Here is an 18,251-nt window from a genome sequence, read left to right as displayed (position 1 = left end):
CCTCCTATGAAGCGGGCGACGAGTCTGCCAGCTCGGTTTCGTTGAGTTCATAAAAGAAGTCGTCCGCCTGCTCCAGTTTGCAACCCACTTCCGCCAGCTTCTCCGGGGCCAGGGCGCGCAGGGCTTCCTTGTCCACCTCCTCCTTGACGCGGACGCAGGGCAGGCCTTTTTCCTTAATGAGCCCCAGTACTCGCTCCCAGGTGAGTTTCTTGACGGTTTTGAGCGCCGACGAGGCGCGGAAGCCGATGGTGCCGAAATTGAGGTCCAGGGATTTCTTCCCCCGGAAAAGCTCTTCCCTGCGGGCAATGCCGAACTGGACAAGAGCCTGTTCACGCTCGGCGATACCCTGTCTGATCGGTTCGCAATTGGCGGCGCACTCGGCTTTCAGGCGGTCTACCTCTTCCTTGAAGCGGATCTCGTACAAGGCGATCTGACGTTTGCGTCCGGCGATTTCCGCCAGAACGGCGTCGGCCTCTTCCAGGGAATCTATAGCGAGGATCCGCAATACAGGTTTAACGCGCTTGGCCATAATATACTCCTATATATAATGTTACGCCCGAATCTGCCGGACCACATCGGCCGTGACCGTCCTCTCACCGAGTCCGGCGGCCAGGTTCATGGCGGCGCTGGCGAGATTGCTGATTGCGAGCGGATAGCCCTTGTAAATGCCCTTGCCGGACATATCCCTGGCCACGATGAGCCGGTCGCGCAGGGCCTCCAAGGCGTCCGGTTCAAAAATGGCGGCAAGGTCAGCCCCGGCCCGATTGAACCGGTGCGCCAGAAAGTCGGCCGGGTTTTTGACCGGTTCCAGTTTGACGGGCACGCAGCGCTGCACTACCTCGCGCACGTCGGCCTGATTGCTGCCGAGCTTGTCCATGAGTTCGGTCTGACCGATCAGGATGATGGAGAGCAGCCGCTTGAGGCCGTCCTTGAGCTCCCAGAAACGCTTGAGCGCCTTCAGGGTTTGGGTGTGCAGATCGTGGGCCTCCTCGATGATCAGCACATGGCGCATGCCCGCCCCGTTGGAGTCTTTCAGAAGCTGGTGGAGGCGGCGGTCGCGCACCTCTTGGCTGCGCGGAATGGACGCGCCGGGCGCGAGCGTGGCGATAATGGCCTCGGCGATATGCCGGGCCAGCATAGGCTTGCCGTTTTGCCCGCCGCTCATACTCAGGGTGTAGGGCTCAATGATCACCACCCCGTCGCCGTCTTCCTTGAGGCGCTCGATAAGATCTTCCCGCAGGGTGGATTTGCCGGAGCCGGATTCGCCCACCACGGCCAGAAAATTGCCGTGCCGCGCCGCGTCGTACATAAACTCGCGGACATAGCGGCTCTCGGGCGAGAGATAGACGTCCTCCGGGCACTGGGGATCGTCAAAGGGATCGTGCAGCAACTTGAACTGTTGCCGGGCGCGCATGGAAAGTACCTGTTTGCGCAATATCATATCGTCGTCTCCCTTGTTGCTGGTATGTGCCGCCGCACTGGCGGCCTGTTCGCTTTCGGCCAGGGCCGTTTCCACGGCCTCGGGGTTCACTCCGCGCGTGTGCAGCCACGCGGAGAGCTTTTTACGGGCGTCGGGCCAGCCGTTTTTCGGCAGAGCCTTGCCGTTGCAGAGCAGATTGACGGCCGCCGGTGATAGGCCCGCCGCCTTGGCCGCGTCGCGCTGGCTTGCCTTGGCCGAGGCCAGTAGCGCCTTCAGCGTCAGTTTGCGCATGCCGTGCCCCTTTGTTGTGCGTTAAAGCGCAGTACGGTGGCGGGCCGGGGAGCGAAACGGGCTGTGATGGCCTCGGCCAGCTCCGGCAATGCGGCCTCCGGCACCGATTCGCCGTATCTCGCCTTGATCATATCGTTGCAGGCCGTGGGGTTCGCCGCCCAGGCCTCGCCGCACATCTGGGCCAGGCGGGCGGCGGCCTGCGCGCGGTTGAGCGGCAGGGGCGCGGCGGTCTTGGCCTCCACGTCCATCCTGGTGCCCTGGCGGCGCAGATACTGCGGGGCCTCCCGCACGTCGGCCATCGGGTCGATATCCGCGAAGGGCCGCCGGTTGCGGGCCTTGTGGGCTTTTTCCGCCTCTTCCAGGCTGTCCGTGCCGTAGGCCATCTTCTTGATGTCCTTGAGATTTTTTTCGGCCAACGTCTCCGGCGGCCTGCGGTACTCCTGCCCGATAACCGGGGCCGTGATGTCCCGCCCGTCCTCGCCCTTGACGATAGGCGACACCTCAAAACGCAGCTCCTCGCCGTCCGGCATCTCCTTGATGACCATGATGTCCGGCGCGCGGAAGGGGTTGAGCCGTACCGTCACCGTATCGCCGGAGGATAGGCCGTGATAGCCAAGCTCCCGCAGGTCATACTCATGTACACCGTGGGAACGGGTGTTGACGCTGATCCGGAAACGGTTGTCGATCCGGCGCGCCTCGTCGCCCCAATGGGCGATGGCCTCCAGCACGGGCCGCTCCACAACGCGGAGTTGCTCGTCCGTGATGGATATCCAGAGCTGATTGCGGGGCTTTTTGGCCCGCGCCAGGACGGCGTGGGCGTTGAAATGCCGCCGCCAGCGGTCGGCCTGGGCCTGCAATTCCTCCACGGAGGGGGTATCCATGAAACGCAGACGGGATTCAAAGCCTGTTTCCACGATATTCTGGGCCGCTTCCACCGCGCCGGTGGCGCGCGCATTGCCCGCCTCGTGCCAGAGCGGCGCAATTTCAAGGTCGCGTAGAAACTGCGTCACCAGCGAGGATTTGTTGCCGCTGCCGGGGTCCATGTAGACTTGCAGGGGCACCCCATGCATGGGATCGCGCTCGCCCCGGTCGCTGATGGCCTCCACCAGAGTGGTGATAACGCCGCGCGCATCCTCGCCTCTGGCCTGCTCATAATGCAGATAGATGGCGGCACTGTAGTGATCCACCGCCAGATAACGGATAATCCGCTGCCCGGCGATCTCGATCAGCTTGCCGGGCTTGTGCTCGTTGTAGTCCCGCTCGTTGACAAGGCGCACGCCGCCCCCCTTGAGTTGGTAGAGCACGCAGACCGAGGCGTCGATTTCCCAAACATGGTTGGGGTGCAGGCTGCGCAACTCCACGGCGGGCCGGGCCGCGCCGAGCTGGTCCGGATGGCAGCCGTAGCGGCGCATGGCGCGGGATATGGTTTCAGAGCTTGGCATGGTCACTTCTCCGGTTTCCGTGTTGACGATGCCGTAGCCGTCGGCGGCCAGACGCTCACGGGCGGCCTTGATAGTGGTGATCCGCTTGCCGGACTGGCGGTTGCTCAGGTAGGAGAGCCCCCCGGCCAGTTGGGCAAGGTCACGGTCCACGCAGGTCTCGCCCTTGTCCGCCCGGACTTTTCTCCCGCTCTCCCAGCCCGCGTATTTTTTGAGCAGGCCGTAGACCGTCTTGGGGCTCTTGCCCAGGGTCTCGGCGGCGCGCGCCACAAGGGCCGTGCGCGCGCCGCCCGAAGCCGGGGCCGCCGCCATTTCGCGGGCCAGGTCATGCAAAAAACCTGTTTGCGCGGGTGTGAGAGACACGGCTCCGCCCCCCCCCTCTAAGCGAGATCAGCGGGGTCGTCGTCGCCCGGAATCTCAAAGCGTTGCCGCAGATCCACGTCAACGCCCGCGCCCAGCACAGCGTCGGCGATATTGTTCATCAACAGGCTGACCCGCTCATGGATATAAGCGCAGGCGTCCTCGCTGGAGCGTTCATCGCGGAAAACGGCGGCGCACTGCGAACAAAGGGCTATGGCCGCCACAAAAGCGTCCTGGCAGGCTTTGTCCACATCCGCGCGGGCTTTGGCGTTGATTTCGTCAAGCGCCCTGACCTTCTCGTCCGGCAACATACTGTCCAGGCGCTCCAGGCGCGTCTCCAATTCTTCAAGCTGGGCGCTTTTTTTCTTGGAGACCTCTTCCTTGGCCTTCAGCGTGGCGGAAAGCTCATGCGTCTTGGCTTTGACCTCGGCCAGCTCCGTGCGCAGGTCCGCCAGTCTGTCCTTCAGCTCTTCCGGTCCCTCGGCGCTTTGCACCTCGTCCAGGATAGCCTGGCGCTCTTCCGGCGGGAGCTGAGCAATGCCCTTGCGCAAGAGGCGCAGATCTCGGTAGCCGAGGCCCAGAGATTCGGCCGTGGACATGAAGTCTTCGCCAAGAAGCGCGAGGTTTTGCAGGTCTTCGTCCACCTTGCGGCGGGATGGGCCGATGTAGGAGCACAAGTCCTCAAACGTATTAAGTGTACAGCTTTGACCTTGCCGGTCCATAACGGTGACGCCCTTGTAATCCCCGCTCTGCTTGCGCTCGGACAACCATTTGAGGCGGGCAAGCCCGCTGAACTGATTCATCAGATCAAAGGCTTGAAACATCCCAAGCCCTTGGGCGAGTGAAAGACTCTGCGCCAGCTCGGCCTTGGGCATGCTCACGGTATTGGCGCGGATCTCCGCGATGGCGGGCGCGGCCGCCTGGGCCGCCTCGACCACCTCGGCGTTCACGCTGCCCATAGCGGCGGGCCTGCCTACAATGGGCTTGCGCCCGCGTCGGGGCTGGGCGGTCTCGATCTTCATATCACCGGCCCATGATTCGACGGCGGCCTGCTCGGCCTCGGGCGTAGCGTCAAAATTGAGAACCGCACATTGTTCTTCGGTTCTTGCCTGTGCCATGTCTGCCTCCTGTATTACGGCATCAGTTGCCGGGCCTGGGCCGTGACGCGCAGGTCGAAATTCCTGCCGCGTTCGGCCAGGTCGCTCATGTAGAGTTGATACATTTTCATCAGGGCCACGGGTTTTTCGCTCACAGCCCAGCGGCCGTTGTCCAGTTGTCTGGCCCAGCCCACCTCGCACAAGAGCCGCATGTCCCGGCTGATATTAGAGGGAGAGTAGCCCGTGGCCGTGGCCAGCTCTTTATTGCTCATGCCGTCCAGCACGGCGCGGAAAAGGGTTTCCGTAATCTTGATGATCCGCAGTGGGGCCTGATCAGTCAGCCTGGGCATACTCACCTCCACCACTTCGGCTGCGGGACCACCTCAAAGGACTCGCCGCCCTTCGCCGCATCTTCTCCAGCCAGTTTGACCTGATTGAGCGGGATGCCCAGTTTGCGGGCGTGGTCGATTTCAGAGGCTACGCCCACGCTCTCGCGGATGCCGTCAAGCAAAAGCACTACCAGGGCATCGGACATTTCCAACATGCGCAGGCAGGGTTCTCGCCAGGCGGCGAAGTCGGTCTCCAGGTTGGGGTAGGCTGTCCAGATGGCATGTCCCATAGAGAGCGGCGAGGCCACGCTCCAACCTTTGCGCATGAGCCACGCCGCGCACTCGCTGGCAAGATTCGCGCGCGCCGCGCGTTTGGCCGGGTCCGGATGGCTGTAGGAGGTGGCGAGGTACAGCATGACCGGCCGGTCATCGCCCAGCGCCTGAGTATTGTCGGCCAGGCCTGCGGGTTCCACGAAATGGGCCTTGCCTTCGGCAATCCACGCTTCCTGAATCAGCTTTTCATGGGCCATGTCGCAGGCCGGGCAACGCCAGCGTAGCGTCAACTTGAACTCGCCGCCGCCATAATCGTTGCTGCGTCGCGTGATTTTGCAGACCGCGCCGTCAGGCGGGAGGGCCGCGCTGTCAGAGAGAAATCGGCGGTCAAATTCCGTCACCCGCACGAGCTTGCCCACATAGTCCTTTTTGTACCTGGGCGGCTCCACCACCCGCCAGTCAATGAGGCAATCAGGATTGCAGAAACGCATGGCCTACTCCTTGGGCGGGGTGAAACTCTTGTCGATGACGGCTTCGGTGACGGCGATACGCCATTCTATCTCCACTATGACGCGGACGACTTCCCCGGTGTCGGCATTTTTCACAAGGACGGGGATCGGCTCCGCTTCGTCGCAGATGAAATCCTCCGCCCCGGACTCTTTGGGGCAGCATTCGACAAATCTCCAGGCCGCGCTGGAGGGATTCGTGTTCATGAGCTCTATTCCAAAGGCCAGCCAAGATACCTTGTCTTCGTACAGGCTTTCCGCGATGCAGATGTACCGTTGCATGGACATGATCACGCCTCCCTCTTGCGCAGGGCTATTTCACGTCCCTCGCGCAGGGTCTTTCGTTTAGCTCTGGCCGCCTGGGCCAGACATTTCGCGATAGCCGTATGCAGATAGGGACTCCATGCCCGACACGGCGTCTGGTATGGTTCCAGGCCGTACCCGCAAACCTCGTCGGCATCATCCAGGCATACGCATTCCTTGTCCGGAGGCTGAAAATAGCCGAGGACAAGAAAACCGCCGATGTCACGCAAGAGCCCACGACCTTCGGGCCCCGCCCCGGCCTTATAGACATGGCCGCCGAGCGGCTTGCCAAAAACGGCTTCCAGTTCTTCGGGGTCTTCGGTATCCAGCAGATCGTCCACCGGGTCGTCAAAAATAGAACATTCTGGTCCCGAGAGCAGGTCCAGCACGATGACGTGCTCAATATCGACGTCGAGCTGTTCGCAGGCATCGGCCACGCGGCGCATGTCTTTCCGGGTCCAATGGCAAAGATGTTCGCTCATGGTTACGCCGCCTCTTCGTTATCCGGGATCAGCAACCCTTCCACCTGCCCGGCCAGGGCGCGGATCTGCATGCGGATCAGGCTGATCTCCGTCCATTCTTCCACGCCCACGCGCCCGGCCAGAGCGGCCAGACTTGCGGCACAGCTTTCCAGGTCGCGAGCCAGCGGTGAGTTGTATTGCTTTACGCCCAGCTGTCTGTTATCAAGATTCTGTTTTGACATAAGGTTATCTCCCTTGTGTTGCGGCGGGGCCGGTGCAGACGGTTCCGCCGTTTTTTATCGTTGCTGTCGCCATCCGTAATGCCGCTGACGCGGCAAACGGCTGCCGTGTTGTTACGGGTGGCCATTACACCGCCTCCCGCTGTTCGATCTCGCCCTCCTTGAGGCCCAGGATTACGGCGGCTTTGTGCGCCTCGCCATAGCTGCCCCTGTTGCGCCCGGCCAGTACGTCATAGACTGTACGCGCCGACAGACCGTACTTCCTCGCCAGGACCGCGATAGGCATGCCCTTGCGCTTCAGCTCCTGGCGGATGTCCTCCGGGGTGCGCAGTTTCTTCTTTCCGCTCATATCTCCTTCTCCTTTTCTATTTTTTTGAACCCCGGCTTCTGCCGTGCCGGGGAACGTCCCGCCCGAGGTGTAAAGAGCGGAATTCGCCGTTGCGCTACGCCCGACGTGGATAGGCGGCGTCGGGGTCTACACGGGCGCGGTAGCCGTTGCCGCGCAGCGGCTTACGGATAGCGACAGCCTGCTGCGGTAGCCAGCGGGAATGGCCCGCACCAAAAACTATTCCGCACCCGAGGCCGCCGGGCGGCCCAGAAAATGCCTCTCAGCTTTCCCGGCGCTGTCTATGAGAATCTGGGTGCACTCCAGCACGCATTTCGAGCAGATTGCGCAGCCGGGGCCCAAGGGGTCAGAAACGATAAGATGATCGCAGGCTTCCTCGCCCTTGCCGCAGAAATCGCAGTACAGTTGTCCGGTGGGGCTCTTCATGGTCACTTCTCCGTTTTCCATTTGGCGGTCGGTTTGTTGGGGAGGCTGATACCGGCCTGTTTCAACCTGTCGGCAAATTCACCGCACAATCCTGCCAAAGCGGCGATTGCTACGGGCTTCGACATCGACAGGAGGGCATCAAGAATTTCGTCCGTAGCGGCCCCGATGGGTGCCCTGATGGCGGCAGCGGTAATGGCGCGCATGCCGCTCGTAATCTTCTCCAGAAATAAATCGTCCATACCCCTTCCCTTGTGTCGCCGCCCGCCTTCCTGTAGGTAAGAAGAAAATTTCGGCGGATATTGGCGGATGTCGTTGGGTGTAATTTGCACCCAATGGATGCAAAAGTCAATAGGGTGGGTGTAAAAAATGGCTGGTGTGGGTGATCGCATACGACAGCTTAGAGGAAAGGCTTCGAGAGAGTCCTTTTCAAATAAATATCATATTCATAGAAACACACTAGAACGATGGGAAAAGGGACTGCGCACACCTTCTGAGGCATTTTTGATGGCCTTAGCAGAGGGTGAAAAGGTAAATATTGAGTGGGTGAAATTTGGACAAGGGCAAATGGAGTTGCACCCAGATTTACGCGAGAAAAATATCTCTCCGTTACTTCAACGCTCGAGCTGCGATCTGGATAGAGGGCTGGCGACAGTCGCCAGTTGTGAACAGAATGAGAGAATACAACAGGCTAATTTTATTAAGAATAATAAAATTAGTACTGGCGACGTCGCCAGTTGTGAAGTGGATCTAATCCAAGTATTGCGCGAGAACGCCGACCTGCTTCGCCAAAACGGCGACCTCCGCGTGGAGGTGGAGCGCCTGCGCATGGACGTTGAGCGTCGCGACGCCCGCATAGCCGAGCTGGAGCGCCAGCTTGCGGAGGCTCTTAAAGCCCCGCAAAGCAGGCAAAACCTGCTGGACACGGGAAGAGCGGCGGCCGGGTAGCGCGGTGCTTCGGCTGCTGGTGAACATCCGCCGAGCTCTTGAGGATACAAAATGACCCGCATTGTCTTCTCTCTGCTTTTCTTCCTCCTGCTGTCCGCCCCGGCCTGGGCACTTTCCGGCCGAGTGGTGGGCGTTGCGGACGGCGACACCATCACAGTGCTGACAGCTAACAAGCAGCAGATCAAAGTCCGCCTGTACGGCATAGACTGCCCGGAGAAGAAACAGGCTTACGGCGACCGGGCCAGGGATTTCACGGGGGCGGCCGTCTTCGGGCGGGATGTGCAGGTGGAGCCCTTGGGGCGTGATCGCTATGGGCGGACGCTGGGCATTGTGTCCGGGCCGAGCGGCCGGGTTTTGAATCGTGAGCTGCTCGTGAACGGCTTGGCCTGGGTCTATGTGCAATACTGCAAGCGCCCGGAGTGCGCGAAATGGAGCGACGACGAGGCCGCCGCGCGGAGCGCCCGGCGTGGGCTGTGGAAACAAGAAAACCCCCTGCCGCCTTGGCAGTGGCGTAAGAACAGACGCGGCGTGGCGACTACTGGTGAATATTCAACGCGTTCTATGAAAGGAGGGAGTGATGAAAATTGGGGTGGCCGTATTGGTTTTACTGGTATGGACTCTTCCCGCCTATGCGGCGGGCCCAACGCTGTTTAAGGAATTTTCTTACGGGCAACCCCGTGTGGAAATTCAAAAATTGCCGGGTATCACACCCTGCGATGATGTGGAAAAGGGAGCGCTTTGTCGGCAAAAGCAGTCTTTTGCCGGGTATGACGGTTGGGATCAGGCCTTTCTGTTCAACGATGGCAAGCTGACCTTGGTTGCCTTGGCCGGACCTACGGATAATGCCCTTTACACCAAAGTTCTCGGCGCGATGACAAATAATGGCTTTATCCTTGCTGCCTTGCAGTCAGGCGACAAGCTGTTTGATTTCATAAAGGTTCTGCATGAGAAAGGAGAGAAGGCTGCAGTGGCAGGCTTAACGGCTTTTGAAGCCTCCGCCCTCAATGGCGACACAGGTCTTACTTACACTTTCGCTGCTAAGGACGCGATGAAGGGGGCAGCCAAATTGGGTAGTTATGCCCAGTTTGTTCTGAACGCCCCGGATTCTTTGCGTGCAACAGAATTCGAAGTTTCTGAAGATGGGATGTCTGTACGGTTTATCGCTCCCAAGGCTGCCCTTAAAGATATGAAACGGCAGATGGAGGGGCAGAAGGAAAGTTTTTAACCTTCGCCTAAAGGCGCTTTCCCGCCTCTGCATGGTAGCCTATCCGCAGCAGCGGGCGTTATATGCCGCCCCAAATTCGGTAATGCCAATAGGTCCCTTTTTTGTTTCCTGCAACCCGCCTCCCGGCGGGTTTTTTCTTTTCTTCATCTTTCCTGAGAATCCACAATAGGCCCGACCCCGTGGACCACCATATGGTGGTCCTGCGCGCGGCGTTCTCCCCCTCATTCCCTTGGCAGAGCGCCCGCGCCCCGGAGGGGCCGCTTCTTCTCCCTCCGGGAACCTCGCTTTAGCCGTAGGCGAACTTGTGAGCCGTACGGATAAAGGCAGCATCGCTAGCCCGGAGCCACCATGCCTCTTGCATCTCTTCCCACCACGCCCCTGATCGTCCAACTCAAACGCCAGGAAGGTTTTCGGGCAGTGCCCTATCTCTGCACGGCCAGGGCCTGCACCATCGGCTACGGCACCAACCTTCAGGCCCATCCGCAATACATCCCGTATCCCGATCTGGAATGTGCCGCCCGTTCCGGCCGTCTGAAGGGTCTGCTCTTGCGTAACGCCCTGCGGGCGCGCGGCATGCGCTGGACCGAGGAAGAGGCCGCGACCGCCCTGCATGAAGAGGTGAACGCCTGCAAGCGGCAACTGGCGGCACGCTGCCCTGAATTCGTACGCCTGGTCGAGATCGAGGAGATCCCCCGCGCCGAGGCGCTGCTGAACATGGCCTTCAATCTGGGCGTGGACGGCTTGCTGAAATTTAAAAATACCCTGGCGCTGCTGCGGTCCGCCATAGAAAGTCACGCCTCTTATGCCCGCGTGGCCGACGGCATGCTCAATTCCTTGTGGGCCAAACAAGTGGGCCGCCGCGCCGATGAGCTGGCCCGCCAGATGCGCACGGGAGAATACGCATGAGCGCCCGCGCCGCCCTGGCCCAGACGTTTCAGGGCGTCAACGGACAATGGTCCACCATGCGGATCGCCACCATGCTGGTCTGCGTGGTGGTGCTGGGCATGTGGGTGGCATTTTGTTTCATGGAGGGCCGCCTGATCCCCATAAGCTGGGAAATGGTGACGCTTATCGGCGGCAGCCAAGGAGCCAAGGCCGCGCAACTGCGCTTTGAGGCGGGCCGGGGCGGATTGTACGGGGCGGGCCGCGATCCTTCCGAGGGGGAGGGCTTATGATGAAATCTTTCATTCCGGTCCTGATCGGCGTGCTGGTCATCGGCGGCGGCTATGCCGTGCAGCACATACGCCTCCAGCGCGCCGAGGCCCGCGTGATCCTGCTCGAAAAGGATCTGGCCGCCGCCCGCAAGGAGGCCGCCGCCTGGAAACTGACGGCGGACCAGGCCCGCGCCGGGCAGACCGCCCTGGCCGGACAGGCCCAGGCCTGCCTTGACCGTGAGGCGGCCGCCCAGGCCGACGCGGACCAGTGGCGGGCCGTCATGGATGCAATGCAGATCCGCGAGATGAGCGACGCGGAAAAAACAGGAGTGCCGGATGATGCGACGCGCCGCGCTTTGCTTACTGATCTTGATAAGCCTTTGTAGCGGCTGCTCCGGGCGAACTGAGTCCGCGCCGGAACCCGCCCCGGTCATAGGTTACCCGGCCCGTTGCGCACGCCCGGCGAAACCGGACCTGCCCAAGCTGGCAGGTCTGCCGCTTTTGGAAAGCCGGGAGGGCTACGCCCTCTTGAAGCTGCGTGACACGCGCCTGCGGGCCTATCTGGCCGGGCTGGAAGACGCGCTGGATTGCTATGAGGCGCAAGCCGTTGCGACGAAGGAAGCTGCGGATTGCGACAGCAGCGATGCGCAGCTTCCCTCGAAGCAGGAGGCCCGCTGATGGACGCCCCTATGGAATATGTCAGGGCTTTCGGCTGGTTCGGCGCAATCGGCGTCAACCTGCTTTTCGGCTGGATAGCCTGGAGCCTGCGGAAAAAATTCGTCACGCGCGAAGACTGCGTCCTGCATCGCAAGGAGGACGCCCTGGCCCGCGAGCGCTTTTCCGAGTTGATGGCGGCGCATGAAAATTCCATGCGCGAGCTGACGCTCAAGCTCAAAGCCGTGCCTGACCAGGACCGTCTGCACAGTATTGATCTTAAACTCGTGCGCATTGAGGGCGAACAGAGCCGCCTTGCCGAGGAGCTGCGCGGCATGCGCGACATTCTGGAACGGGTGGAGAATCAGACGACGCTGCTGATGCGTGACCGTATGGAGAGGAAATAATGAACAACGTACAGGACATATTCACCAAAAACCGCCGTCTGGCCATCCTGCGCTTCCTGGCTGAAGACCAGGATTACAGCCTGAACACCTCGGTCTTGCAGTCCGCCCTGGCGGCCATCGGCCACGGCGTGTCCCGCGATGTGGTGGAAGCCGACGCGGCCTGGCTGGCCGAGCAGGGTCTGGCCACAATGGAGCGGCTGGACAATCTCCCCGTGACGGTGCTGCGGATCAGCGCGCGCGGCGTGGACGTGGCGCGCGGCGTGGCCTCTCATCCGGGCGTTGACCGTCCTCTGCCGAGGTAGGGGGCGGATATGGGCCGTACCGGAAAAGTGCGCCGCCTGCCGCCGGAATTGCGCGAGCAGCTCCATGCCATGCTGGACGCCGGGCATACCCTGGACGAGATCACTGCCCACCTCAAAAGCCTGGGGGCGGATGTTTCCCGATCCGGCCTTGGCCGTTACAAGCAACAGGTGGACAAGGTGGCGCAGCGCCTGCGCGAAAGCCGTAATATGGCAGACGCGATCATGGATCGCATGGGCGCGGACGCGGCCACAGGCAAGGGAGGGGCCGCGCTGATTCAGATGCTCACCACCCTGACCACGGACTATATGGTGCGCCGTCTGGACGAGCCTGACGCTGAGATGGAAGTGAAGGAGCTGCGCGCTTTGTCCCGCGCCATTAAGGAACGCGCGCAGGCCGCCCGCGCCACGCAGGATTATGATGTCAAACTGCGTGAGGCTGCCCGGCGTGAGGCGGAAGAGGATTTGAAAAAGGCCGTGGACGCCGCCGCCAGGGAGGGCGGACCAAAAGCCACCCCGGAAGAGATTTTCCGTCGCGTCCAGGCCATTTACCGGGGCGAGGCGTAGCCGTGCCCGCAATCCTGTTGCCCTATCAGCGGCGCTATGTGGACGATCACAGCCGCTTCAAGCTCGGGATGTTCGCCCGCCAGACCGGCAAGACCTTCACGTCCACCTTGGAAATCGGGGAGGATCTGGTAGCCGCCGAATTGCGCAAGATCCGCACCCGTTGGGTCATTCTCTCGCGTGGCGAGCGCCAGGCTAAAGAGGCTATGGACGAGGGGCTCCATCTCCACTTGCGGGCTATGAACACGGCCTTTGACATAGAAGAGTCGGAGTTTCGCCTTTCGAACGCGACAACCTGCAAGGCTCTGGAGGTCATCACCCGCCACGGCAGCCGGGTCACGGCGCTGCCCGCCAACCCGGACACGGCGCGCGGCTTCAGCGCCAACGTGCTTCTTGACGAATTCGCCTTTCACAAGGACAGCCGCAAGATCTGGCAGGCTCTTTTTCCTGTCATCAGCAAGCCCGGCCTGCGCTTACGCGTGGTGTCCACGCCCAACGGCAAGGGCAACAAGTTCTATGATCTGGTGACCCGCGACAACGGCTGGTCAAAGCATATCGTTGATATTTACCAGGCCGTGGCCGATGGCCTGCCCCGCGATATTGAGGAACTGAAAGCTGGTTGCGGCGATCCGGATACCTGGGCGCAGGAATACGAGCTGCAATGGCTGGACGAGGCCAGCGCCTGGCTGTCCTTTGACCTGATCAACGCCGCCGAGCATGCCCGCGCGGGCATCCCGGAGAATTACACGGGCGGGCCTGTTTACATTGGCGTGGATATCGGCCGCCGCCATGACCTTTTCGTGATCTGGGTGCTGGAGGAAGTGGGCGACGTGCTCTGGACAAGGGAGATCGTTGAGGCTCGCGGCGCGACATTCGCCGAGCAGGACGCCCTGCTGGATGATGTTTTTTCCCGTTACCGGCTTTTGCGCTGCTGCATGGACCAGACCGGCATGGGCGAAAAGCCCGTGGAAGACGCGCAGAACCGTCACAGCTCCAACCGGGTGGAGGGGGTGCTGTTCACCGGCCCCAACAAGCTGGCCCTGGCCACTGTCGGCAAACAGGCTTTTGAGGATCGCCGCATCCGCATCCCCATGAGCAACGAGCCGCTACGCCGGGATCTGCACAAGCTGCAAAAGGTCTTCGGCCCCACGGGGAGCCCTCGCTTTGTGGCGGAATCCGATTCGGGCGGCCATGCGGACCGGGCCTGGGCCTGCTTTCTGGCGGTCAGCGCGGCCAGCACTCCAGGCGCTGTGCTGCCGGATCACGCCACTCCCCGTACTCTGGGCCTGCATACGGACGTTTCGACCCGCTTCCGCGATCCCGATTCCGGCTTTATGTCCTTCCGGAGGTCTTTCTGATGGCTGACATGCTCGTCAACCCCAATACGCTGCCCGCCAAGGCGGATATGACCGTTCGCGCGGACGGTTCCCTGGATCTGGCCAATTTTGTGGGCGAGATCCTGCCCAGCACGGACCCGGTGCTTGTTTCCCTGGGCGGCAGTCTCAAAGAATACCAAAAATTACGCCGGGATGACCAGGTAGCCGCGCTCATGCAGCAGCGCCAGGACAAACTGGTGGAATCGGAATTGGAGGTGGTGCCCGGCGGGGAGGACGCACGCGACAAGGCTGCGGCGGACTTCCTGCGGGACAACTTGAGCGCGATACAGTTCGACCAGGCCAGCCGCAAAATGCACGGTTCAGTGCTTTACGGCTACGGCGTGGCGGAGTGTCTCTGGGGCCGCGACGGCAACAGCGTCTATCTAGCGGACATCAAGGTGCGCGCTCCCTGGCGATTCGGTTTCGGCAAGGACGGCCAGCTCAAACTCATAGTTCAGACCGAGTACCGCCCCATGCCGCCGCGCAAATTCTGGTTGACCACCTGGGGCGCGGAAGATGACGACAGCCCATACGGCGTGGGCCTGGGGCATATGCTTTGGTGGCCGGTTTACCTCAAGCGCAACGGCTCGCGCTTCTGGGCCGCCTATCTGGACCGTTTCGGCGTGCCCACCACCAAGGCTACCTATGAGCAGGCTGATTCCGACGCCGAAAACGACAAGCGCAAACGCGCGGCCCTGGAGGCAGCCCTGGCTCTGCGCAGCGAGGGCGCGGTGGCCATGCCCACCGGCTTTGACATCGCCCTGGTGGAGTCCACCAGCAAGGGCAGTGGGGACTTCAAGGATTTTCTCTCCTATTGGGACGATGCCATTGCCAAGGTCATACTTTCCCAGACCGGCACTTCCCGCATCGGCCAGTACAGCGGCACGGCCGAGGTGCACAGCGGCATTTCCGCCAGCGTGGTCAAGGCGGACGCGGATCAGCTCTGCCAGTCCTTCAATACCGGTCCGGCCGCCTGGCTGACGGAGTGGAATTTCCCCGGCGCAAAACCGCCCCAGGTCTGGCGCAAGGTGGAAGATCCGGCCAAGATCAAGGCGCAGGCTGAGCGCGACAGGGATATAGCGGCCCTCGGGCTTGAGCTGACCGACGAGGAGATAGAGCGCCGCTTCGGCGGGGGCTGGCAGCGGGGAGCGGCGCGGATTCAGGGCGCTGCGCCCGCGCTCGCGGATTTTTCAGAGGCCGCTCCGCGCCGGTACAGCGAAGAGCTGAGCGACCAGGTGGAAGCGCTGACAGACGCGCCGCAAAGCGCCATGATCGGCGTCATCCGCGCGGAACTGGATAAAGCCGTGGCGCGCGGCGAGAGTCTGGCCGATTTCGCCGAGCGCGTGCTGACGCTGAATGTGCTGGACGGCGTGGACGATCTGGCCAATGTCTTTTCCGGCGCGCTGCTGACCGCGCATCTGGCCGGTCGGGCCGGGGAGGAGTAGCCCGTGCCTGCCGTCTCCGTCGCCGCCAAGGATACGCCGTTCAAAGAGGCGAACGACCACTTCCGCAACAAGGTCCGCCTGCCTGTCAAGACTTACCGTGATCTTGCCGGGGAATGCCACGCCAAGGCATTTATGATCGCCGGGGCCGATAACGACGCGCTGCTGGCCGATTTCCAGGCCGCCATCCAGAAATACATGGACAGCGGCGCAAGCACGGCCAAGTTCAGCGAGGATTTCGACAGTATCGTGGCGGCCCACGGCTGGCAGTACCGGGGCAAGCCCGGCTGGCGCAGTTCGGTCATTATCAATACCAACATGCGCACCAGTTACATGGCCGGGCGCTGGCAAAAACTCTGGGATGAGCGCGAGGCCCGGCCGTATCTTCTGTACCAGCAGGTCCAGCGGCCCAGCAGAAGGCCGGAGCATTCTCAATGGCATGGGCTGATCCTGCCCATCGACGATCCATTCTGGACCACGCACTATCCACCCAACGGCTGGGGCTGACTCTGCACCGCTGTGGGCGTCGGCGACGCCCGGATCAGGGCCGAGGGCTGGCATGTCAGCGAAAGCGCGCCCACCTTCCCCGGCGACGTGCCGGAGGAATGGGCCTATAACGTGGGCCAGGCCGGGCGCGTTTCCACCGGGCCGGAAAAGGCGGAATGGGAGCCGGTCATTGCAACACGGGATCACGCCTACTATAAGCGCCCGGCGGACGTACCCCTGGATAAGCCCGTGGCATCCCCTGGCCCTACGGCGGAAAACCGTGAGGCGGTAAGAACGGCGGTACGAAAGATGCTGGGCGGCGCGGGCCGGGCCTTCGTCGGACCGGACGGCCTGACGGTGGGCATTACGGCGGCCTCCCTCGGCGAGCATCTCAAGACTGACCGCGCGTCCCTGGTGCCGCTGATCCCTGAAATCATCGAAGAGCCTTTCGAGATCTGGCTCATGCCGTATCGGGACAGGCTTACCGGCCGGGTGGAACTGCGGCGGCGCTACATCAAGGCGCTGGCCCTGGGTAAGGCTGCCTACTCTTGGTTTATTGCCGAATACCGCAAGGGCGAACTGGAAAACGTGACGGCCGTCGCCAGCAGCCGGAAAAGGGAATTGCAAAAACAGCGCGCCGGTATCCTGGTCTGGGGCCGGAAAAAATAAAACCCCTCCGGCCTTTCGGTGGAGGGGAGTTCCCCCTGCGGGGGGGATTCTGAGCTGATACACAGCCTTAAAATCAGGATAGCCCTTCGGCGGAAAATGTCAAATTTGCCTTCTGCGGGCCTGAATGAGTTCGGACAAAGGCTTGCCCGCCCCGGCTCCATTACGCCGCCCCTGACCCGTTTATAAACGCGCGTAAACACATGCCCATGCATGAATAAAACCAGGCATTGACGCCACATCCCCTATCCACCATATTTACCTCACAGCCCCGGCCCTGCGCCGGGGTTTTTGTTTTTGTGGGAATCCCCAAAAGATTCTCCTTCGTATCTTGGGCATGCTGACCTTCAGGAGGTCATTATGCCCAAGGCACAGCAACCCGCCCCCATACATATATTCCGCCCCGGCCGCCACACGGCCATGCAGGGGCAAAGTCTCGACTTCGGCGAAGCGGACCTTGCCGCCACGGCGGCCGCCTACAATCCAGCCCTGCATGAAGCCCCGCTGGTTATCGGCCATCCGGCGGCCGACGCCCCGGCTTACGGCTGGGTGGCCGGACTCACGGCTGGCCCCGGCGGACTTTTTGCCGCGCCGCGCCAGCTCGAACCGGCCTTTGCCGAAGAGGTGCGCTCCGGCCGCTACAAAAAGGTTTCCGCATCCTTCTACGCCCCGGACTCACCCCACAACCCCAAGCCCGGCGTCTACTATCTGCGCCATGTGGGTTTTTTGGGCGCGCAGCCCCCGGCGGTCAAAGGGCTTGCCCCGGTCCAGTTCGCCGAGGGCGACACGGGAGAGGGCTGTGTGACCGTGGAATTCGCGGAAGGCGGCGGCATCGCAGCGCTGCTGAAACGCATGGCGGGTCTGTTTCGTGGGATGCGGGATTACATCATCGACAAAGACGGCCAGGAAGCCGCCGACAAGGCCATCCCGTCCTGGACTATGGACTGGCTGCAAGAGGATACGGCCGCCGAGGCGGCCAAAACCGCCGACATCCCGGCTTTTACGGAGTCCGAAAAAAAGGAGGAAGATATGCCCAAATCCAATACCACCCCGACCGCCCCCGACGCGGAAGGGAATAAGCCGCCCGCCGTTGACCCGGCTTTTGCCGAATCCCAGGCCCGCGCGGCGGAACTGGAAAAGCAGGTTGCGGCCCTGGCGGCCGATGCCCGCCGCGCCCGTGCGCGGGCCGTAGTGGACAACACAGTGGCCGAGGGGCGCATTACTCCGGCGCAGTCCGTGGGTCTTGCGGACTTTATGGCCGGACTGGAAGAAGAGCGGATTTTCGAGTTCGCGGAAGGCGACAAAACCGTTTCCGCCTCGCCCGCCGCCTTTATGGCCGCATTCCTCGCTCGCCTGCCCCAACAAGTGAGCTTTGCCGAGGTCAGCAAAGACGCCCACGACGGCGTGGACGGCCTGACCCCTCAGGAAGCCGCGCGGCAGGCGCTCTGTTACCAGGAAGATATGCGGCAAAAAGGCATTGTGGTCAGTGTCACCGAGGCCCTGGATGCCGTCAAAGCCGGTGCCGCCAGGGCAAAGGAGTAAG

General features: G+C 61.9%; 27 protein-coding genes. 15 read left to right on the top strand and 12 right to left on the bottom strand.

Going from position 1 to position 18,251, the window contains the following annotated elements:
• Window positions 1–4 precede the first annotated feature (4 nt).
• From AXF13_RS06825 to AXF13_RS06770, 12 genes are all read right to left on the bottom strand, one after another.
• On the bottom strand, window positions 5–529 hold the full coding sequence (locus AXF13_RS06825) for a host-nuclease inhibitor Gam family protein (RefSeq protein WP_062252163.1): 525 nt from the start codon (window positions 527–529) through the stop codon (window positions 5–7).
• A 21-nt stretch (window positions 530–550) separates the two neighbouring features.
• Entirely contained in the window at window positions 551–1,711 is a 1,161-nt protein-coding gene (locus tag AXF13_RS06820; protein WP_062252162.1) for an ExeA family protein, read from the bottom strand.
• Window positions 1,699–3,513 carry a DDE-type integrase/transposase/recombinase gene (locus AXF13_RS06815; RefSeq protein WP_150116088.1) on the bottom strand — a complete coding sequence of 605 codons (1,815 nt, stop codon included), beginning with the start codon at window positions 3,511–3,513 and terminating at the stop codon, window positions 1,699–1,701. Before AXF13_RS06815 ends, AXF13_RS06820 begins: the two co-directional genes overlap by 13 nt.
• Before the next feature lie 17 nt (window positions 3,514–3,530).
• Window positions 3,531–4,628 carry a coiled-coil domain-containing protein gene (locus AXF13_RS06810; RefSeq protein ID WP_062252160.1) on the bottom strand — a complete coding sequence of 366 codons (1,098 nt, stop codon included), beginning with the start codon at window positions 4,626–4,628 and terminating at the stop codon, window positions 3,531–3,533.
• 14 nt (window positions 4,629–4,642) lie between these two features.
• Window positions 4,643–4,957, bottom strand: a complete 315-nt coding sequence (locus tag AXF13_RS06805) for an IclR family transcriptional regulator (RefSeq protein ID WP_062252159.1) — start codon at window positions 4,955–4,957, stop codon at window positions 4,643–4,645.
• A 2-nt stretch (window positions 4,958–4,959) separates the two neighbouring features.
• A complete protein-coding gene (locus AXF13_RS06800) occupies window positions 4,960–5,700 on the bottom strand; it encodes a DUF1937 family protein (protein WP_062252158.1) in 741 nt (246 codons plus the stop codon).
• A gap of 3 nt (window positions 5,701–5,703) precedes the next feature.
• Window positions 5,704–6,003, bottom strand: coding sequence for a hypothetical protein (locus AXF13_RS06795; RefSeq protein ID WP_062252157.1), 300 nt, complete (start codon window positions 6,001–6,003; stop codon window positions 5,704–5,706).
• A 2-nt stretch (window positions 6,004–6,005) separates the two neighbouring features.
• A complete protein-coding gene (locus AXF13_RS06790; RefSeq protein WP_062252156.1) occupies window positions 6,006–6,500 on the bottom strand; it encodes a hypothetical protein in 495 nt (164 codons plus the stop codon).
• 2 nt (window positions 6,501–6,502) lie between these two features.
• Window positions 6,503–6,721 (bottom strand): hypothetical protein, encoded by a 219-nt coding sequence (locus tag AXF13_RS06785; protein WP_062252155.1) that lies wholly within the window; start codon window positions 6,719–6,721, stop codon window positions 6,503–6,505.
• Between the two features lie 124 nt (window positions 6,722–6,845).
• Window positions 6,846–7,067, bottom strand: a complete 222-nt coding sequence (locus AXF13_RS06780) for a helix-turn-helix domain-containing protein (RefSeq protein ID WP_062252154.1) — start codon at window positions 7,065–7,067, stop codon at window positions 6,846–6,848.
• 216 nt (window positions 7,068–7,283) lie between these two features.
• The gene (locus AXF13_RS06775; RefSeq protein WP_062252153.1) at window positions 7,284–7,490 is read right to left on the bottom strand and encodes a ClpX C4-type zinc finger protein; all 207 of its coding nucleotides are present in this window, start codon (window positions 7,488–7,490) and stop codon (window positions 7,284–7,286) included.
• Between the two features lie 2 nt (window positions 7,491–7,492).
• Window positions 7,493–7,729, bottom strand: coding sequence for a hypothetical protein (locus AXF13_RS06770; RefSeq protein WP_062252152.1), 237 nt, complete (start codon window positions 7,727–7,729; stop codon window positions 7,493–7,495).
• Window positions 7,730–7,856: 127 nt separating this feature from the next.
• On the opposite strand from AXF13_RS06770, the gene AXF13_RS06765 reads away from it, so the two are divergent.
• The 15 genes from AXF13_RS06765 to AXF13_RS06700 all read left to right on the top strand — a co-directional run bounded on the left by AXF13_RS06765 (window position 7,857) and on the right by AXF13_RS06700 (window position 18,250).
• On the top strand, window positions 7,857–8,435 hold the full coding sequence (locus AXF13_RS06765) for a helix-turn-helix domain-containing protein (protein ID WP_150116087.1): 579 nt from the start codon (window positions 7,857–7,859) through the stop codon (window positions 8,433–8,435).
• 51 nt (window positions 8,436–8,486) lie between these two features.
• Entirely contained in the window at window positions 8,487–9,089 is a 603-nt protein-coding gene (locus tag AXF13_RS06760) for a thermonuclease family protein (protein ID WP_083521984.1), read from the top strand.
• Window positions 9,013–9,660 (top strand): hypothetical protein, encoded by a 648-nt coding sequence (locus AXF13_RS06755; RefSeq protein WP_150116086.1) that lies wholly within the window; start codon window positions 9,013–9,015, stop codon window positions 9,658–9,660. Before AXF13_RS06760 ends, AXF13_RS06755 begins: the two co-directional genes overlap by 77 nt.
• 348 nt (window positions 9,661–10,008) lie before the next feature.
• On the top strand, window positions 10,009–10,566 hold the full coding sequence (locus tag AXF13_RS06750) for a glycoside hydrolase family protein (RefSeq protein ID WP_062252149.1): 558 nt from the start codon (window positions 10,009–10,011) through the stop codon (window positions 10,564–10,566).
• Window positions 10,563–10,835, top strand: a complete 273-nt coding sequence (locus AXF13_RS06745) for a hypothetical protein (RefSeq protein ID WP_062252148.1) — start codon at window positions 10,563–10,565, stop codon at window positions 10,833–10,835. Before AXF13_RS06750 ends, AXF13_RS06745 begins: the two co-directional genes overlap by 4 nt.
• The gene (locus AXF13_RS06740) at window positions 10,832–11,200 is read left to right on the top strand and encodes a hypothetical protein (protein WP_062252147.1); all 369 of its coding nucleotides are present in this window, start codon (window positions 10,832–10,834) and stop codon (window positions 11,198–11,200) included. The genes AXF13_RS06745 and AXF13_RS06740 overlap by 4 nt, the downstream gene beginning before the upstream one ends.
• Window positions 11,151–11,492 (top strand): hypothetical protein, encoded by a 342-nt coding sequence (locus AXF13_RS17040; protein ID WP_190276384.1) that lies wholly within the window; start codon window positions 11,151–11,153, stop codon window positions 11,490–11,492. The genes AXF13_RS06740 and AXF13_RS17040 overlap by 50 nt, the downstream gene beginning before the upstream one ends.
• The gene (locus AXF13_RS06735) at window positions 11,492–11,875 is read left to right on the top strand and encodes a hypothetical protein (RefSeq protein ID WP_062252146.1); all 384 of its coding nucleotides are present in this window, start codon (window positions 11,492–11,494) and stop codon (window positions 11,873–11,875) included. The genes AXF13_RS17040 and AXF13_RS06735 overlap by 1 nt, the downstream gene beginning before the upstream one ends.
• Window positions 11,875–12,177 carry a VpaChn25_0724 family phage protein gene (locus tag AXF13_RS06730; protein ID WP_062252145.1) on the top strand — a complete coding sequence of 101 codons (303 nt, stop codon included), beginning with the start codon at window positions 11,875–11,877 and terminating at the stop codon, window positions 12,175–12,177. The genes AXF13_RS06735 and AXF13_RS06730 overlap by 1 nt, the downstream gene beginning before the upstream one ends.
• A 9-nt stretch (window positions 12,178–12,186) precedes the next feature.
• Window positions 12,187–12,741 carry a phage protein Gp27 family protein gene (locus tag AXF13_RS06725; protein ID WP_062252144.1) on the top strand — a complete coding sequence of 185 codons (555 nt, stop codon included), beginning with the start codon at window positions 12,187–12,189 and terminating at the stop codon, window positions 12,739–12,741.
• Between the two features lie 2 nt (window positions 12,742–12,743).
• Window positions 12,744–14,096: a terminase large subunit domain-containing protein gene (locus tag AXF13_RS06720; protein ID WP_062252143.1), complete on the top strand. Its 1,353-nt coding sequence runs from the start codon at window positions 12,744–12,746 to the stop codon at window positions 14,094–14,096.
• A complete protein-coding gene (locus AXF13_RS06715; RefSeq protein ID WP_062252142.1) occupies window positions 14,096–15,559 on the top strand; it encodes a phage portal protein family protein in 1,464 nt (487 codons plus the stop codon). The genes AXF13_RS06720 and AXF13_RS06715 overlap by 1 nt, the downstream gene beginning before the upstream one ends.
• A 3-nt stretch (window positions 15,560–15,562) precedes the next feature.
• A complete protein-coding gene (locus AXF13_RS06710; RefSeq protein ID WP_062252141.1) occupies window positions 15,563–16,063 on the top strand; it encodes a phage head morphogenesis protein in 501 nt (166 codons plus the stop codon).
• Window positions 16,064–16,075: 12 nt separating this feature from the next.
• Window positions 16,076–16,711, top strand: coding sequence for a PBECR2 nuclease fold domain-containing protein (locus tag AXF13_RS06705; protein WP_062252140.1), 636 nt, complete (start codon window positions 16,076–16,078; stop codon window positions 16,709–16,711).
• A 357-nt stretch (window positions 16,712–17,068) separates the two neighbouring features.
• Window positions 17,069–18,250, top strand: coding sequence for a phage protease (locus tag AXF13_RS06700; RefSeq protein ID WP_062252139.1), 1,182 nt, complete (start codon window positions 17,069–17,071; stop codon window positions 18,248–18,250).
• Window position 18,251: the final 1 nt, after the last annotated feature.

It is taken from the genome of Desulfovibrio fairfieldensis (genome assembly GCF_001553605.1).
Taxonomy (GTDB): domain Bacteria; phylum Desulfobacterota; class Desulfovibrionia; order Desulfovibrionales; family Desulfovibrionaceae; genus Desulfovibrio; species Desulfovibrio fairfieldensis.
This window is presented reverse-complemented; position numbering and strand designations above follow the sequence as displayed.

What these genes read in the sequence shown, in the direction of transcription:
- AXF13_RS06745 (WP_062252148.1), top strand. Translation starts at nt 10,563, where the DNA reads ATGAGCGCCCGCGCCGCCCTGGCCCAGACGTTTCAGGGCGTCAACGGA.
- AXF13_RS06725 (WP_062252144.1), top strand. Translation starts at nt 12,187, where the DNA reads ATGGGCCGTACCGGAAAAGTGCGCCGCCTGCCGCCGGAATTGCGCGAG.
- AXF13_RS06755 (WP_150116086.1), top strand. Translation starts at nt 9,013, where the DNA reads ATGAAAATTGGGGTGGCCGTATTGGTTTTACTGGTATGGACTCTTCCC.
- AXF13_RS06825 (WP_062252163.1), bottom strand. Translation starts at nt 529, where the DNA reads ATGGCCAAGCGCGTTAAACCTGTATTGCGGATCCTCGCTATAGATTCC.
- AXF13_RS06735 (WP_062252146.1), top strand. Translation starts at nt 11,492, where the DNA reads ATGGACGCCCCTATGGAATATGTCAGGGCTTTCGGCTGGTTCGGCGCA.
- AXF13_RS06785 (WP_062252155.1), bottom strand. Translation starts at nt 6,721, where the DNA reads ATGTCAAAACAGAATCTTGATAACAGACAGCTGGGCGTAAAGCAATAC.
- AXF13_RS06760 (WP_083521984.1), top strand. Translation starts at nt 8,487, where the DNA reads ATGACCCGCATTGTCTTCTCTCTGCTTTTCTTCCTCCTGCTGTCCGCC.
- AXF13_RS06770 (WP_062252152.1), bottom strand. Translation starts at nt 7,729, where the DNA reads ATGGACGATTTATTTCTGGAGAAGATTACGAGCGGCATGCGCGCCATT.
- AXF13_RS06795 (WP_062252157.1), bottom strand. Translation starts at nt 6,003, where the DNA reads ATGTCCATGCAACGGTACATCTGCATCGCGGAAAGCCTGTACGAAGAC.
- AXF13_RS06700 (WP_062252139.1), top strand. Translation starts at nt 17,069, where the DNA reads ATGCCCAAGGCACAGCAACCCGCCCCCATACATATATTCCGCCCCGGC.
- AXF13_RS06750 (WP_062252149.1), top strand. Translation starts at nt 10,009, where the DNA reads ATGCCTCTTGCATCTCTTCCCACCACGCCCCTGATCGTCCAACTCAAA.
- AXF13_RS06805 (WP_062252159.1), bottom strand. Translation starts at nt 4,957, where the DNA reads ATGCCCAGGCTGACTGATCAGGCCCCACTGCGGATCATCAAGATTACG.
- AXF13_RS06800 (WP_062252158.1), bottom strand. Translation starts at nt 5,700, where the DNA reads ATGCGTTTCTGCAATCCTGATTGCCTCATTGACTGGCGGGTGGTGGAG.
- AXF13_RS06780 (WP_062252154.1), bottom strand. Translation starts at nt 7,067, where the DNA reads ATGAGCGGAAAGAAGAAACTGCGCACCCCGGAGGACATCCGCCAGGAG.
- AXF13_RS17040 (WP_190276384.1), top strand. Translation starts at nt 11,151, where the DNA reads ATGATGCGACGCGCCGCGCTTTGCTTACTGATCTTGATAAGCCTTTGT.
- AXF13_RS06730 (WP_062252145.1), top strand. Translation starts at nt 11,875, where the DNA reads ATGAACAACGTACAGGACATATTCACCAAAAACCGCCGTCTGGCCATC.
- AXF13_RS06740 (WP_062252147.1), top strand. Translation starts at nt 10,832, where the DNA reads ATGATGAAATCTTTCATTCCGGTCCTGATCGGCGTGCTGGTCATCGGC.
- AXF13_RS06810 (WP_062252160.1), bottom strand. Translation starts at nt 4,628, where the DNA reads ATGGCACAGGCAAGAACCGAAGAACAATGTGCGGTTCTCAATTTTGAC.
- AXF13_RS06765 (WP_150116087.1), top strand. Translation starts at nt 7,857, where the DNA reads ATGGCTGGTGTGGGTGATCGCATACGACAGCTTAGAGGAAAGGCTTCG.
- AXF13_RS06715 (WP_062252142.1), top strand. Translation starts at nt 14,096, where the DNA reads ATGGCTGACATGCTCGTCAACCCCAATACGCTGCCCGCCAAGGCGGAT.
- AXF13_RS06790 (WP_062252156.1), bottom strand. Translation starts at nt 6,500, where the DNA reads ATGAGCGAACATCTTTGCCATTGGACCCGGAAAGACATGCGCCGCGTG.
- AXF13_RS06775 (WP_062252153.1), bottom strand. Translation starts at nt 7,490, where the DNA reads ATGAAGAGCCCCACCGGACAACTGTACTGCGATTTCTGCGGCAAGGGC.
- AXF13_RS06820 (WP_062252162.1), bottom strand. Translation starts at nt 1,711, where the DNA reads ATGCGCAAACTGACGCTGAAGGCGCTACTGGCCTCGGCCAAGGCAAGC.